Below are 12,987 nucleotides of genomic sequence, written 5' to 3' on the forward strand. Positions count from 1 at the left end.
CCGCTCACGCCTGCCCGCGCCGGATGGCGTCCACGATCGTCAGGAAGACGAGCAGGTTCGGCACCTTCGGGGCCTGGCAGTGGCCCCAGGCCTTGCTCTGTCCCGCCCGCCAGACGTACACCGCGCCGCCACGGACGGCCACCTCGCCGACCTCGCTCCACGGCAGCGCCCCGTGGGACGTGTGCGTGACGGCGGCGGCCGACACGGCGAACGGGCCGAAGCCGACCGTCCCGCCGTCGCGCACCAGCTTCCACACCTTCTCCGTCTGGGCACGGGCGACGGCCTCCGCGATCAGCGGGGCCCAGGTCTGCGCCCCCGCGTAGAAGTCCGTGATCCGCGCCTTCCGCCCGCCCGGAGCCACCAGCACGGAGGCGTGCGAGCGTCCGACCGGTGTCTGCCTGCCCTTGTAAGCGATCACTTCCTGAACGGTCTCCTGGTAGAGCACCGCCCGCTCCCAGCGCACCGCGAACAGGGCGCGGCCGGTCGTGTTCACGACCAGCCCGTGCTCGTACAGGTACAGGCGCTTCCCCGCCAGGCCCCGCCGGAAGAACGGGCTGCGGGCGACCACCCCGGCGGCCAGCAGGCCGATCCACAAGGGGTACATCGCGATCGTCCAGCTCACCTCGACCCATAACAGGACGCCGCCGCCCACCAGCGCGGCTATGCCCGCCAGGGAACCGAGGATGAACCAGATCCGGTGCTTCTCCCCGACGCTCACCTCGCTCTCGGGCCGGAAGGTGTGCTCCAGGGCGCCCAGGCGGTGGCGGGTGGCCAGGGCGTCCGCTTCGCGGGAGGGGGACGTCGGCACGGTCATGCGCGGCCTCGGCTTCAAGGTCACGGCGCGCCCCGCAAGGCCGCCTGAGCTGGAGGGAGTTCACCGGGTGACGACAGGCCGGCACCCCCTGAGTTGCTCCAGCAGCCAACACCAGGACCCGCCCCCGGACAAGCCCTCCGGGTGCCCGTTCCGGGACGCCCGCGCTCAGCGGGCCCGCGCCGTGGTGACCACCAGGGGCGGCCGGGCCCGCTCCGCCGCCCACGGGCGGCTGCGGGCGAGGTCCGGATCGGCGATGAGCAGCGCCTCGTCCACGGCCGGGTGGTGTTGTACGACGTCACCGAACCCGGCGCGTTCGAGCAGTGGCGGGTGGACGGCGGCGGGCCACGCGTGATTGGGCATCTCCTGCCAGGTGCCGTCCGTGAGCAGCAGCCGTACGGTCAGCCGGTCGCCGGGGCCGTAGACCTCGCCCGGCTCCCCGACGCGCAGCGAGGCGTACTCCGTGCCCGCGCACGCGGGGTCGGTCGCCAGCAGCACGAACAGGCCGTCCGGGCGCAGGAGCCGACGGACCTCGGCGAACACCGAGAGCACGGCCTCCTCGGTCGGCAGCGATGCCAGTACGTGGTTGCACATCACCGCGTCGGCGCAGCCGTCCGGGAGTCCGGTGGCCCGTCCGCCCTCGACCAGGTGGTATTCCGCGACGGCCGTCCCCGAGGCGCGGGCCAGCGCCAGCATCTCGGGGGAGGTGTCCACGCCGATCACGCGGGCGCCGAGCAGCCGGGCGGCGTGGGCGGCCACCGTACCGGGGCCGCAGCCGTAGTCCACCAGGACGTGGCGGTCGTCGATGTGGCCGGCGGCCAGGGCGCGGAAGACGAAGGGGTACCCCAGGAGCCAGTCCGTGGCCGCGACCACCGAGGCGAAGGCCCGCGCCCCCTCCGGCCCGGACCACGCGGCGCGTTCCTTGTCACTCACAGCACCCACTATCGGGCCGCGGCGGCCGGGCGCGCGCGTTACGACACGGGGCCGCCTGCGCGATCGTGCTCGAAACCTGGGCACATCGAGCATGTATTGACATGAACGCGGCACTGCGCTGCACTTTGCTCGGAACCAGGCACTCCCCCTTCCCTCCCACCGTTCGGGGACCCACATGCGTCTGCTCAGATTCCTGATCGCCGCCGTCCTGGCCGTGCCCGCACTCGCCGGGCCCGCCACATCCGCCGTCGCCGCCCCGGCGGGCCCGGTCTCCCCGGTCGCCGAGGCCGCCGCGGGACCGCCCCCGACGATCCCGGCGCTGCGGCAGTGGACGGCCGGTTCCGGCGCCTACGCCTTCACCGCCGCCAGCCGGATCGTCGTCGACCCCGCCTCGGCGGCGCAGCTCTCCGACGAGGCGGCGACGCTGGCGGAGGACCTCGGGGCGCTCGCCGGGCGCCCCGTGACCGTCGTGACCGGCAGCGCCTCCCCGGGGGACATCGCGCTCGCCCTCGGTGACGCGACCTTGCCGGCCGAGGGGTACCGGATGACCGTCGCGGCCTCCCTCTCGATCCGGGCCGGGACCGACACCGGCGCGTTCTACGGCACGCGCACCGTGCTCCAGCTGCTGCACCAGTCCCCCACGATCCCCGCCGGCACGGCGGCGGACTGGCCCGCCAAGGCCGAGCGCGGGCTGATGATCGACCAGGGCCGCAAGTTCTTCACCGTCGACTGGGTCAAGCAGCACATCAAGGAGCTGGCCTACCTCAAGCTCAACTACTTCCACTTCCACCTGTCGGACACCTTCGGCTTCCGGCTGGAGAGTTCCACGCACCCGGAGATCGTGTCCGCCGACCACTACTCCAAGCGGGACGTCGCCGACCTGGTCGCGCTCGGGCAGAAGTACCACGTCACGATCGTCCCGGAGATCGATACCCCGGGGCACATGAACCCGATCCTGGCCGCCCACCCCGAACTGAAGCTGAAGAGCAGCTCCGGAGCGGTCAGCGCCGACTTCATCGACCTGTCCCTGCCCGCGTCGTACGCCCTGATCAAGGACCTGGTCAACGAATACCTGCCGTTGTTCCCGGCGGCGTACTGGCACATCGGCGCGGACGAGTACGTCACCGACTACGGCAAATACCCGCAGCTGCTCAGCTACGCCCGTGCGCACTACGGCGCGAACGCGACCGCCAAGGACACCTACTACGGGTTCGTCAACTGGGCCGACGACCTGGTCCGGGCGGGCGGCAAGGGCACGAGGATGTGGAACGACGGCATCAAGTCCGGGGACGGCACCCTCACCCCGCACCCGGGCATCCTCGTCGAGTACTGGTACAACTACGGCCTCACACCGCAGCAGCTGACCGCGGCGGGGCACCGGGTCGCCAACGAGTCCTGGACGCCCACCTATTACGTGCTCGGGGGCGCCAAGCCCGACACCAAGTGGATGTACGAGACCTGGACCCCCGATCTCTTCGAGGGCGGCAACACCCTCACGGACCCGGCGAAGAACCCCGGCTCGCTGATCCACGTGTGGTGCGACAACCCGGGCGCCGAGACGGAGGCCCAGATCGCCGCGGGCATCACGAACCCGCTGCGGGCGCTGGCCCAGCAGACCTGGGGCTCGCCCAAGCCGGTGAGCACCTACGCCGCCTTCACCCCGCTCGTGACCGCGGTCGGGCACAACCCCGCCTGGCCGGGGCTCGCCCAGCCGGGCAACCTGGCCCGTAACCGCCCGACGACCGCCTCCAGCACCGAGACGGCCGACTTCCCGGCGGCCACGGCGACCGACGGCGACCCCGCCACCCGCTGGTCGAGCGCGTACGCCGACCCGCAGTGGCTCCAGGTGGACCTGGGGTCCACCCAGGCGGTCAGCCGGGTGGTGCTGCGCTGGGAGGCGGCGTACGGCAAGGCCTTCCAGATCCAGCTGTCCGACGACGGTTCCACCTGGCGCACCGCGTACTCGACCACCACGGGCGCCGGGGGCGTCCAGGACCTCACCGGCCTCTCCGGCTCCGGCCGCTACATCCGGCTGTACGGGACCCAGCGGGGCACCGGCTACGGCTACTCCCTGTACGAGTTCGAGGTGTACGGGGGCGCGCTCAGCGGGGCCAGGACCCTCACCGCCGCCGGCAAGGCACTCGACGACCCGGCGAGCTCCACCGCCTCCGGCACCCAGCTGATCACCTGGACCCCGCACGGCGGACCCAACCAGCAGTGGCAGCTGAGCCTCAACACCGACGGCACCTACACCCTGGCCAACAACGCCTCGCACCTGTGCGCGGACGTGGCGGGCGGCTCCACCGCGGCGGGCGCGGCCGTCGTCCAGGCCGCCTGCACCGGCGGCGACGGCCAGCGCTGGCTGATCGGCGGACTCGGGGCCGGTGCGTACACGGTGACGAACAAGAAGAGCGCGCTGCTGCTGACCACGGCCGCGGACACGGACGGCTCGGCCGTCAGCCAGCAGCCCGCGGGCGCCGCCGGCTTCCAGCGGTGGCAGATCGCCTGACAACGATCATTTCCCCAGATGTATCCATCATCACTCCCGGCAGGCACTCAAGGATTCCTCGCTCCGACCCCGAAGTGCCTGCCCAGGGGCGGTTTGATGCCCTTTCAGGGCCCTTGGGCAGACTGAACGGAGCCCCCGACTCCGAAAGCTGATGGTCAAGGATCGTTTCACTTGCGCAATCGATCATCCATCTGTTCTAGTAGCCAAGCAGCACCGAAGAAGTGGCTAGCGTTGCGGCACCAGTGCATCGGGGGTGTGCCGCAGCGCAGCCGCTTCACGGAAGGACCGGACGACGTCCGAGGACAGGGCGCGGGACATCCGCACCAGTCCGGAGGGGTCGTCGGGAGAGACGAGGACCGAGCGGTGGTTCTGCCGCAGCGGGTCGGAGTCCTCGGGCAGCGGCACGCCGCGCGCCCACACCACGACCGCGTGGGCGAGCGCGGCCGCGTCGGCGAGGGCGGCGACGTCCTCGGGAGACCCACCGGCCTCCCGCGCTCTGGCCAGGGCCAGTTCGCGCAGTTCGGCGTCCAGGTACGGGCTGACCGTGAGGATCCCGTCGTGGATGTCGGCCTCGAGCTGGGTGACGCGCAGTTCGATGGAGGCGCGTGGGCCTTCGGCGAGTTCCCGCGTGTGCTGGGTCGCCGCGCTCAGTTCCTTCCACAGCGGCCGGAGCCTGCGGAGCCGGAGCCACAGCTCCCAGTGGTTCGTGAACCGCTGTGAGATCAGCGGCAGGACGAACCCGCCGCCGATGAGGATCACGGAGAACGAGGCCACGATCGGGGCGAGCTCGGCGCTGAGGTAGTCCCGGTCGTGTCCGAGCCAGCGGGAGCCGATCGCGACGAACTTCAGCCCGTCGTAGGCCAGGTTGAACTGGTGCCCGATGCAGATGAGGATCAGCCCGGCCCGCAGCGCGCCGTGCACCTGCCGCGCCCACACCCAGCACAGGGCCGTGACGATGATCCCGTTCGCCGTGTGGGCCAGCAGGTAGAGCAGGAGCATCTCGCGGATGTACGGGGTGGTCGCGTAGTAGGTGTCCATGTCGGTGAGCCGTTCCACCGGCGCGTCCCCGAGCACGAACAGGACGTTGATCACGACGACGACCGCCGCGGTGACCAGGTAGCAGGTACGCGTCCACCGGGCCGCCCACGCCGCCTTCTCCGGACCGCTGTTCCACCGGATGATCAGCACGATGCTGGCCCCGCAGAAGGCGGTCAGCAGGGAGTACACGAGCGGCGCGGCGGCGTTCGGGACGCCGGTGAAGCGGTTGATCGCGGAGAGCGAGGGCAGGGCGGTGGCGAAGTCCACGCACACCGCCAGGGCGAGCACGGCGCAGACCGACCGCAGCAGCTCGTTGCGCGGGTCCCGCCACAGGGCGGGGAGCCTGAGGCACAGGATGACGACCAGGAAGGCACCCGGTATGTAGAAATCGAGGCCTTGGGAGCGGTTCATCGTGCGACCTTCTCTGCGGGTACGGCGGGCCGGGCGGACCCGGTGGTCACCGTCCGGCGGGAGAGGACCCCATAGTGCCGCGCGACCCGGGCGATCGTGTCGCCGCCCCCTCCCAGAAGCCGCGAGACGGCCTCGAACCCCGCCTCCCGGTCGCCGTCGTCACGCTCGCGGCCCGCCCCCTTCTCCGTGACGGCGGCGGCGATCATGGCCGCGGCTCCGGCGCACCGGGCCCGCTCGGGCTCCATCCCCGCGCGCAGCGCCTCCTCGTGACCCCGCGTCATGACGGCCGGATCGCAGTACGGAGCGAGGGCGATCAGCTGGTCGTGGACATCGGTCTCGCGGTACGCGAGGCGGTCCTCCAGCGACGGCCGACGCAGCGTCAGCGTCAGGTCCGGCTCATGGGCGACCCCCCGCAGGGCGCGCCAGAGCGGACCCAGCTCCCGGTAGCGCCGCAGGGTGCCCAGGAGCGCGTCGAGGCGCTCTCCCTGGGGGAGGAGGAACCCGGCCGCGCAGAGCAGGGATCCGATGCCCGCAGCGGGCGGGGCGACATCGCTGCTGAGGTAGTCGAGGTCGGCCCCGGACCACCGGGCACCGAGGGCGACGGCCTTGGCCACTCCGAATCCGGTGCCGAGCCCGAACCCCGTGACGAGGCAGACCAGTCCGGCCCGCAGCCAGCCCTCGGCCTCGCCCAGCCACCGGAGGCACATCCGGGTGAGCGTGGCGTGGACCGCGGTGTGCCAGAGCAGGTAGAGGACGATCATCTCGCGGACGCCCGGGGCGGACGCGTAGTACGTGTCCATGTCGCGCACCCGCTCGCTCGGCGCGTCCCCGGAGGCGAACAGCACCGCGATCGCCACGATGACGAGGGCGCCGCCGCACAGCCAGCCGCGGACCTGCCGCCGGACGGAGTCCCCGAACCCGCTCCGCCAGTAGGTCAGCAGCACCATGGCGAGGGTGCTGCACCCGCTGAGGAGCGCGTAGACGAGCGGGGCCGAGACGTTGTGGACGCCGGTCGCCCGGTTGACGTACCGGATGGTGGGGGGCGCGGCGAAGAAGAAACCCGCGCCGATCAAGAAGGTCAGTCCGGCGACCCCCCGGACCATCGGGTTGTGCCACCTGCGGGTCAGGGCGGGCAGTTTGGTGAGGAAGACCAGCGCGAGCACCACCGCCGGTATGTAGTAGTCCGCGCTGCCCATCAGTCCTCCGAGCCCCCGAGGGAGGACTGGATCCGCTGCCCGGGACCGTTCAGGACGCGCTGGCCGGGGTGGTGTTCGACGTGGCGGCGCATCCTGCTGCCGAACCGGCGCCCGAACGCCTCGGCCTCGGCCTCGTCACCGGGCACGGCGTGCGTCCGCGCGGCGACGCTGAGGATGGCCTGGTCGAGCGGCCCCGCGTCGAGGACGTCGACGAGGAGCCGGGTCGCGGCCTGCGAGCCGTGCTCGTGGGTGCCGCAGTGACCGCGGACCATGTGCCAGATCTCGTGGCCCAGGATGACCAGGGAGTGGAACGGGCTCGTGCTCCGCACCACGATGATCACGTCCTCGTGCTCGCGGTCCAGCCACAGCCCGGACAGGCCGGGCGGGAAGTCCCGCCGCAGCACGCGCACGGGGCGGCCGCGCAGCTCGGTGAGGTGGACGGCCACCTTGCGGAACAATTCGTCCACATCGGCCGGGCCGGGCCCGCGGAGCGCGGCGTCCAGCTCACCGCACAGCTTCGACATCTCTTCTTCGAGCCGGTGCTGCCGACGCCTGTTACTGAAGATCCCCACCGGAAAAACCCCTCAAGAAGCACACCGCCCGGCGGTGTGCGGTGCCCTCTCCCCGTGCTTCCGCCGACCGGCAGAGCCAATCCCGCGCGCGCCCCCCGCGTCACGCACCGTCCTGCTGGTCCTCCTCGATCGAGTCGAGCAGGGCCTGCATCACGGCGCGCGTCTTGGGCGACGTACCGCGCAGGGCGAATCCGTTGAGCTGGTTCTTGCGCTTGAAGGCCTGGAGTTCGGCCAGCTGCCGCGCCCGCTCCTCCTCCAGCTTCTCCCGCAGTGCCCGGTCGAGGGCCTGGGAGGGGGTGGCCGTCAGGAATCCCCGCGGGACCTGGAAGAAGTCCTCGATCCGGGCCGCGTGTTCCAGCGAAGGCGCCTTCTCCCCGCGCAGGAAGCGGCCGAACCACTGCGGCGTCAGCCCCGCGCCGTGGGCGATCTCGGCCTGTGTGTACGGCCTGCCCGCCGGGCCGAGCCGGGTCCGGCGCAGGAACTCCAGCCGCTGGGTGACCTGCTGGAGGAAGTCGCTCTCGGGCAGCCGGCGCCGGTGCAGACCCGCCACCACCACCGATTCGGGCAGGCCCGTGCTCCGGGACAGCGGCTCCGGGTCGAGGGTCACGGCCCAGTCCAGCTCCGCCTCCTCGATCAGCCCCTCGAGAAGCGCCAGGCTCTTCAGATGAGGGCTTCCCTCGTCGGTCACGTTCACTCCTGGCTGGCTGGTCCCCTGCGTAACGCCGACGGGCAGCGCCCGTCCCGCGTCGCCACTGAATCAGATCTCCGATCGGTTCTACAACTGAAACGATCGTTGAGCTTCTTCTTCAGCCATTCCCTATCACTCCGCATCAGTACCTATATTCCAAATAATGAGTTGTTTGAGGTAAGATCCAGCCTCATGGAGAGTGCTGAACGTGAGCTGTATTCCGTGGGCGAGATCGCCGAGCGCCTCGGGCTGCACGTGCGGACCGTCCGGAACTACGTGCGCGACGGGCGGCTCAAGGCCGTCCGGATCGGTAAGCAGTACCGGATCAGCCGCGAGGACTTCGAGGCGCTGACCCGGCTGCCGCTCGGCGGCCCGGAGACGGAGCCGGACCGGGTCCCGGCCGGGGCCCCGGCCGCCGCGCGCGGGCGTCTGGAGGTGTCGAGCATCGTGCAGGTCGACCCGATCGGTCCGGAGGCGGCGAGCCGGTTGAGCACCCTCGTCACCGCCTCCGCGATGGGGCCGCGGGACACACCGGAGGCGCTGCGCGTTCAGACCGTCTACGACAAGGAGCGAGCCCGTATGAAGATCGTGATCCTCGGCAACGCCGTGGACACCGCCGAGATGCTCCACCTGCTCGACGGGGCCCTCGGACCGGAGAACGGCCTGTTCACCTCCCACGCCTCCCAGGAGACGCACCGTGCCTGACCTCGTCGTCGAACACCACGGCGTACCCGTCCTCGTCCTCGACGCCGCCGGCGCGCCGATCGCCACCGAGCAGGACGCCCTCGACCACCTGATCGGGGGCGCCTTCACGCGGGCCGATGTGGTCGCCGTACCGGTGGAGCGGTTCGACGACCGCTTCTTCGACCTCCGCAGCGGACTCGCGGGAGCGATCCTGCAGAAGTGCGTGAACTACCGGATCCGCCTGGTCGTCGTCGGGGACCTCTCGCGGCACCTGAGCACCGGCACGGCCCTGCGGGACCTCGTCCGCGAGTCGAACCGCGGCCACCACGCCTGGTTCGTGGCAGACCTCGACGCGCTCGCGGAGCGGCTCGCGTAAGGGGCTGTCCCGCTCCGATGCGGCCGGGTCTGCTCCCATGGGGCCCGACCCGCGCCCCCCGGGCGTGGCCGGGACGCGGGAACGGTGGCTGCGGTGTATGCAGGAGCCATGGGTCATCGGCCGCGCCATCCGGGGCAGGGCAGGGTCCGGGAACCACGCCGGGCGCTGCTGCCGGTGCCCTTCGCCCTGATCGCGCTCGTCACCGTGGTCGACGTACTGGCGCCGCCGGGCGTCCACCTCGGCCCCTTCCTGGTGGCCGCGCCCGCGCTCACCGCCTCCTTCTCCGGGCCGCGGATGACGGGCTTCGTCGGAGCGGTGGCGGTCCTGGCCCAGGCCGTGGTGGCCGCCGTACGGACCAACCTCACCGACCTGAACCACACCATCCAGATCATCGCGCTGCTGCTGATCTCGGTGTTCGTCACCCTCTTCGCCCATCTGCGCGAGGTCCACGAGCGGCAGCTGAGCCAGCTGCGCTGGGTGGCCGAGGCCGCCCAGCAGGTCGTGCTGCGGCCCTTGCGCGAGCGGATGGGCCCGCTGCGGCTGGCCTCCGTGTACCTGGCCGCCGAGGCCGAGGCGCAGATCGGCGGCGACCTGTACGCCGCCACGCGCACCCCGGACGGCACCCGCCTGATCATCGGTGATGTCCGGGGCAAGGGGCTCGAGGCCGTGGGGGACGCGGCCCTGGTGCTCGGTGCCTTCCGGGCCGCCGCCCACCAGGAGTCCGACCTGCCGGGGCTGGTCGCCCGCCTGGAGGCGGCGGTGGCCCCGGATCCGGACACCGACGACGAGGCGTTCGACCGCGAGCAGTTCACGACCGTGGCCGTACTCGACGTCCCGGACCGGGAGCCGGCCCTGCGGCTCGTCAGCTGCGGGCACCCGCCGCCCCTGCTGCTGCGCGGCGGGCGGGTCCTGTCCTTGGAGGTGGACCACCCGGCGCCGCCCCTGGGCCTCACCGAGTTCCTGGACGGCGGCTTCGTCGCCCAGTCGTTCTCCTTCGAGCCGGGGGACGTCGTCCTCCTCTACACCGACGGCGTCATCGAGGCCCGGAACGCGGCGGGAGAGTTCTACCCGCTGGCGGACCGGGCCGGGGGCCGCCCCGGGGACGGCCCGGAAGCCCTGCTGCGCCACTTGTGCGCGGACCTCCTGGCCCACTCACCCGGCGGCCACTTGGGGGACGACGCGGCGATGGTGGCCATCGAGCGGATCGGCGGGGCCGGCGGGAGCACCGCGAGCGCCCCGCGAGAGGGCCTGGTGGGCGGCCCGGGCGGAGCCGGCTGACGTTCCCGCGACCTTCCCCCGACGTTTCCGCGGCCGCGAGGCAACCGCGCCGCGCGATCTCCCCTCCTCCTCCACGACAACGACGACGCGCGGCGTCCGGGTCGCGCACCATGATCCGGGGGGATCACATGTTCGGGTGCAACAGGCGTACGGCCGCGGCCGCGTTCACCGCTTCCGCGCTCGCCCTGGGGGCTCTCGCGGCCACCGCCACACCGGCCGCCGCCATCCACGGCGGACAGAGCGCCACCACGGCGGACCACCCGTACGCCATGCTCATCGAGACCGCGGACGGGCGGCAGTTCTGCGGCGGCACGCTCGTGGCGCCCACCAAGGTGCTGACGGCCGCGCACTGCGTCAAGGACGCCCCGGCCCCTCTGGACCTGCTGGTCGTCGGCGGGCGTACGACGATCGCGAGCACGAAGGGGACCGTCCGGCACGTGGCCTCGGTCACGGTGCACCCGAAGTTCGAACAGGGCACGCTGACCTACGACGCGGCGGTCCTCACCCTCTCCGCGCCGATGCCGTACGCCGCGCTGCCGGTGGCGGGCCCGAAGGACTCGGCCCTCTACGCCTTCGGCAGGACCGCGAAGACCGCGGGCTGGGGCCGCACCGCGACCGACACCTCCGCCACCCGCCTCAAGTCGGCCGTCCTCACCCTCGCTCCGCTCAAGGGGTGCGCGCCGTTCACCGAGCCGGGCGAGTCCAGCGCCCTCAAGGTGTGCGGGGTGCCCGCCGCCGGTACGCACGACAGCATCTGCCGCGGCGACTCCGGCGGGCCGCTGGTGGCCGGCGGGAAGCTGATCGGCATCGTCTCCACCGGCAACAAGTACTGCGACGACCAGTACCCGGTGTCCGTCTACACCCGGGTCAGCGCGATCGCCGCCGGTCTCGGCCTCCCGGTCTGACGAGGGGCTGCCCCCCTCGCGGGCGGCGGTCCTCGGATCACGCGTGCCCGCTACCCTTGCCGCATGACGATGCCCAAGACCGTCCCCGTGAGCGTCGACGCGATGCTCGAAGACCTCCGGACCCTCGTCGAGATCGAGTCTCCCTCGCGCGATCTCGACGCCTTGAGCGCATCGGCCAAAATCGTCGCCGCCGTCATCGAGAGCCGCCTCGGCGGGCAGGCCGAACTCATCGAGACGGAGGCCGGACCGCACGTCCACTGGTCCGCCGGGGGCGATCCCAAGGTCCTGATTCTCGGTCACCACGACACGGTGTTCCCGCTCGGCACCCTGGAGCGCCGCCCGTTCAGGGTCGAGGACGGTCACGCGACCGGCCCCGGGGTCTTCGACATGCTCGGCGGTCTGGTGCAGGCCATCCACGGACTGGCCGCCCTCGAGGACCGCTCGGGCGTCGAGATCCTGGTGACCGCCGACGAGGAGGTCGGCTCCCACTCCTCCCGGGCCCTCATCGAGGAACGGGCCCTCGCCTGCGGCGCCGTCCTCGTCTTCGAGGGCGCCGCCGACGGCGGGGCCCTCAAGACCGGCCGCAAGGGCTGCGGCACCTTCCAGGTGTCCATCGCGGGCCGGGCGTCGCACGCGGGCCTCGAGCCCGAGGCCGGGGTGAACGCCCTGATCGAGGCGTCCCACCAGGTGCTGGACATCGCGGCGCTGGGCCGCCCCGAGATCGGCACCACCGTCACGCCGACCGTCGCGTCCGCGGGGACCCTGGACAACGTCGTGCCCGCGGAGGCGACGCTGATCGTCGACGTCCGGGTCGAGTCGGCCGACGAGAAGGAGCGCGTCGAATCGGCCTTCGCGGCGCTGTCCCCGCACCTCGACGGGGCGTCGATCGCCGTACAGGGAGCGGTGGGCCGTCCCCCGATGCCCGAGTCGGCGTCGGCCTCGCTCTTCGCCGTGGCGAAGCGACTGCTGCCCCAGCTCGAGGGCAAGGCGGTCGGCGGCGGCAGCGACGGCAATTTCACCGCCGCGCTCGGCGTGCCGACCCTGGACGGCCTCGGCGCCGTCGGCGGCGGCGCCCACGCGGACCACGAGTACCTGGTGGTCGACGCCATGGCCGAGCGGGCGCACCTCGTCACCGGACTGGTCACGGCGATCCAGAACGCTTAGCGCCGTCGCCCGGGGGTGTCCACCTGTCGGAACCCGGTGGACCCCGGGGCCGCCGCTGTGGATCACGGGCAGCGCCGAGGCGAACGCGGACCTGTGGGCGACCGCCGACGAGACGCGTGAGCAGATCGTCGGCCTCTACCGGCAGGTGTGGGCGCACTCGGACCGGACGATCGCGTCGCTGGACCTCGACGCGGTCAGCCGGATCCCCTGGAGGAGATGCCATCCGCGAACTCGTCGACGGGACGGCCGGGTTGCGGGTCGGGAGCGGCAACATGGCGCCCGGCGGCCCCGCGTGGTGGGCGGACCACCGGGACCGGGTGGAGCGGGCCGCGCGGGAGGCCGGGGCGCGGGCTGGGGAGGCGCGGCCGGAAAACGTCCCGGTGAGCCCGTAACCCCGGCGCCGACCGGTCGTTGAAAGGGCA

13 protein-coding genes are annotated in these 12,987 nt (G+C 72.3%); 7 read left to right on the top strand and 6 right to left on the bottom strand.

Features of this window, described 5'->3' with window-relative positions; translation table 11 throughout:
• Positions 1-4: 4 nt before the first annotated feature.
• A complete protein-coding gene (locus ABT084_RS20105) occupies positions 5-814 on the bottom strand; it encodes a DUF6585 family protein (protein ID WP_351045508.1) in 810 nt (269 codons plus the stop codon).
• 165 nt (positions 815-979) lie between these two features.
• The gene (locus ABT084_RS20110) at positions 980-1,744 is read right to left on the bottom strand and encodes a class I SAM-dependent methyltransferase (protein ID WP_351045511.1); all 765 of its coding nucleotides are present in this window, start codon (positions 1,742-1,744) and stop codon (positions 980-982) included.
• Positions 1,745-1,919: 175 nt separating this feature from the next.
• Between ABT084_RS20110 and ABT084_RS20115 the strand changes: the two genes are divergently transcribed.
• Complete coding sequence (locus ABT084_RS20115) at positions 1,920-4,253, top strand: family 20 glycosylhydrolase (RefSeq protein ID WP_351045514.1); 2,334 nt, start codon at positions 1,920-1,922, stop codon at positions 4,251-4,253.
• Between the two features lie 225 nt (positions 4,254-4,478).
• On the opposite strand, the gene ABT084_RS20120 is transcribed toward ABT084_RS20115, so the two are convergent.
• The 4 genes from ABT084_RS20120 to ABT084_RS20135 all read right to left on the bottom strand — a co-directional run bounded on the left by ABT084_RS20120 (position 4,479) and on the right by ABT084_RS20135 (position 8,158).
• Entirely contained in the window at positions 4,479-5,702 is a 1,224-nt protein-coding gene (locus ABT084_RS20120; RefSeq protein WP_351045517.1) for an MAB_1171c family putative transporter, read from the bottom strand.
• A complete protein-coding gene (locus ABT084_RS20125; protein WP_351045519.1) occupies positions 5,699-6,898 on the bottom strand; it encodes an MAB_1171c family putative transporter in 1,200 nt (399 codons plus the stop codon). Before ABT084_RS20125 ends, ABT084_RS20120 begins: the two co-directional genes overlap by 4 nt.
• A complete protein-coding gene (locus ABT084_RS20130) occupies positions 6,898-7,470 on the bottom strand; it encodes a toxin-antitoxin system, toxin component (protein WP_351045522.1) in 573 nt (190 codons plus the stop codon). The genes ABT084_RS20125 and ABT084_RS20130 overlap by 1 nt, the downstream gene beginning before the upstream one ends.
• Before the next feature lie 100 nt (positions 7,471-7,570).
• The gene (locus tag ABT084_RS20135) at positions 7,571-8,158 is read right to left on the bottom strand and encodes a helix-turn-helix domain-containing protein (RefSeq protein ID WP_351045523.1); all 588 of its coding nucleotides are present in this window, start codon (positions 8,156-8,158) and stop codon (positions 7,571-7,573) included.
• 192 nt (positions 8,159-8,350) lie between these two features.
• Here ABT084_RS20135 and ABT084_RS20140 point away from each other — a divergent pair, with 192 nt between their 5' ends.
• The 6 genes from ABT084_RS20140 to ABT084_RS20165 all read left to right on the top strand — a co-directional run bounded on the left by ABT084_RS20140 (position 8,351) and on the right by ABT084_RS20165 (position 12,980).
• Positions 8,351-8,863: a helix-turn-helix domain-containing protein gene (locus ABT084_RS20140; protein ID WP_351045526.1), complete on the top strand. Its 513-nt coding sequence runs from the start codon at positions 8,351-8,353 to the stop codon at positions 8,861-8,863.
• Complete coding sequence (locus tag ABT084_RS20145) at positions 8,856-9,218, top strand: DUF4180 domain-containing protein (RefSeq protein ID WP_351045527.1); 363 nt, start codon at positions 8,856-8,858, stop codon at positions 9,216-9,218. Before ABT084_RS20140 ends, ABT084_RS20145 begins: the two co-directional genes overlap by 8 nt.
• Positions 9,219-9,326: 108 nt before the next feature.
• On the top strand, positions 9,327-10,496 hold the full coding sequence (locus tag ABT084_RS20150; protein WP_351045530.1) for a PP2C family protein-serine/threonine phosphatase: 1,170 nt from the start codon (positions 9,327-9,329) through the stop codon (positions 10,494-10,496).
• 128 nt (positions 10,497-10,624) lie between these two features.
• The gene (locus tag ABT084_RS20155; RefSeq protein ID WP_351045533.1) at positions 10,625-11,401 is read left to right on the top strand and encodes a S1 family peptidase; all 777 of its coding nucleotides are present in this window, start codon (positions 10,625-10,627) and stop codon (positions 11,399-11,401) included.
• 63 nt (positions 11,402-11,464) lie between these two features.
• Positions 11,465-12,565: a M20 family metallopeptidase gene (locus tag ABT084_RS20160; RefSeq protein ID WP_351045535.1), complete on the top strand. Its 1,101-nt coding sequence runs from the start codon at positions 11,465-11,467 to the stop codon at positions 12,563-12,565.
• A gap of 124 nt (positions 12,566-12,689) precedes the next feature.
• Positions 12,690-12,980 carry a hypothetical protein gene (locus ABT084_RS20165; protein WP_351045664.1) on the top strand — a complete coding sequence of 97 codons (291 nt, stop codon included), beginning with the start codon at positions 12,690-12,692 and terminating at the stop codon, positions 12,978-12,980.
• The last annotated feature ends 7 nt before the right edge of the window (positions 12,981-12,987 follow it).

This window comes from Streptomyces sp. NPDC002138 (assembly GCF_040296485.1).
Lineage (GTDB): Bacteria > Actinomycetota > Actinomycetes > Streptomycetales > Streptomycetaceae > Streptomyces.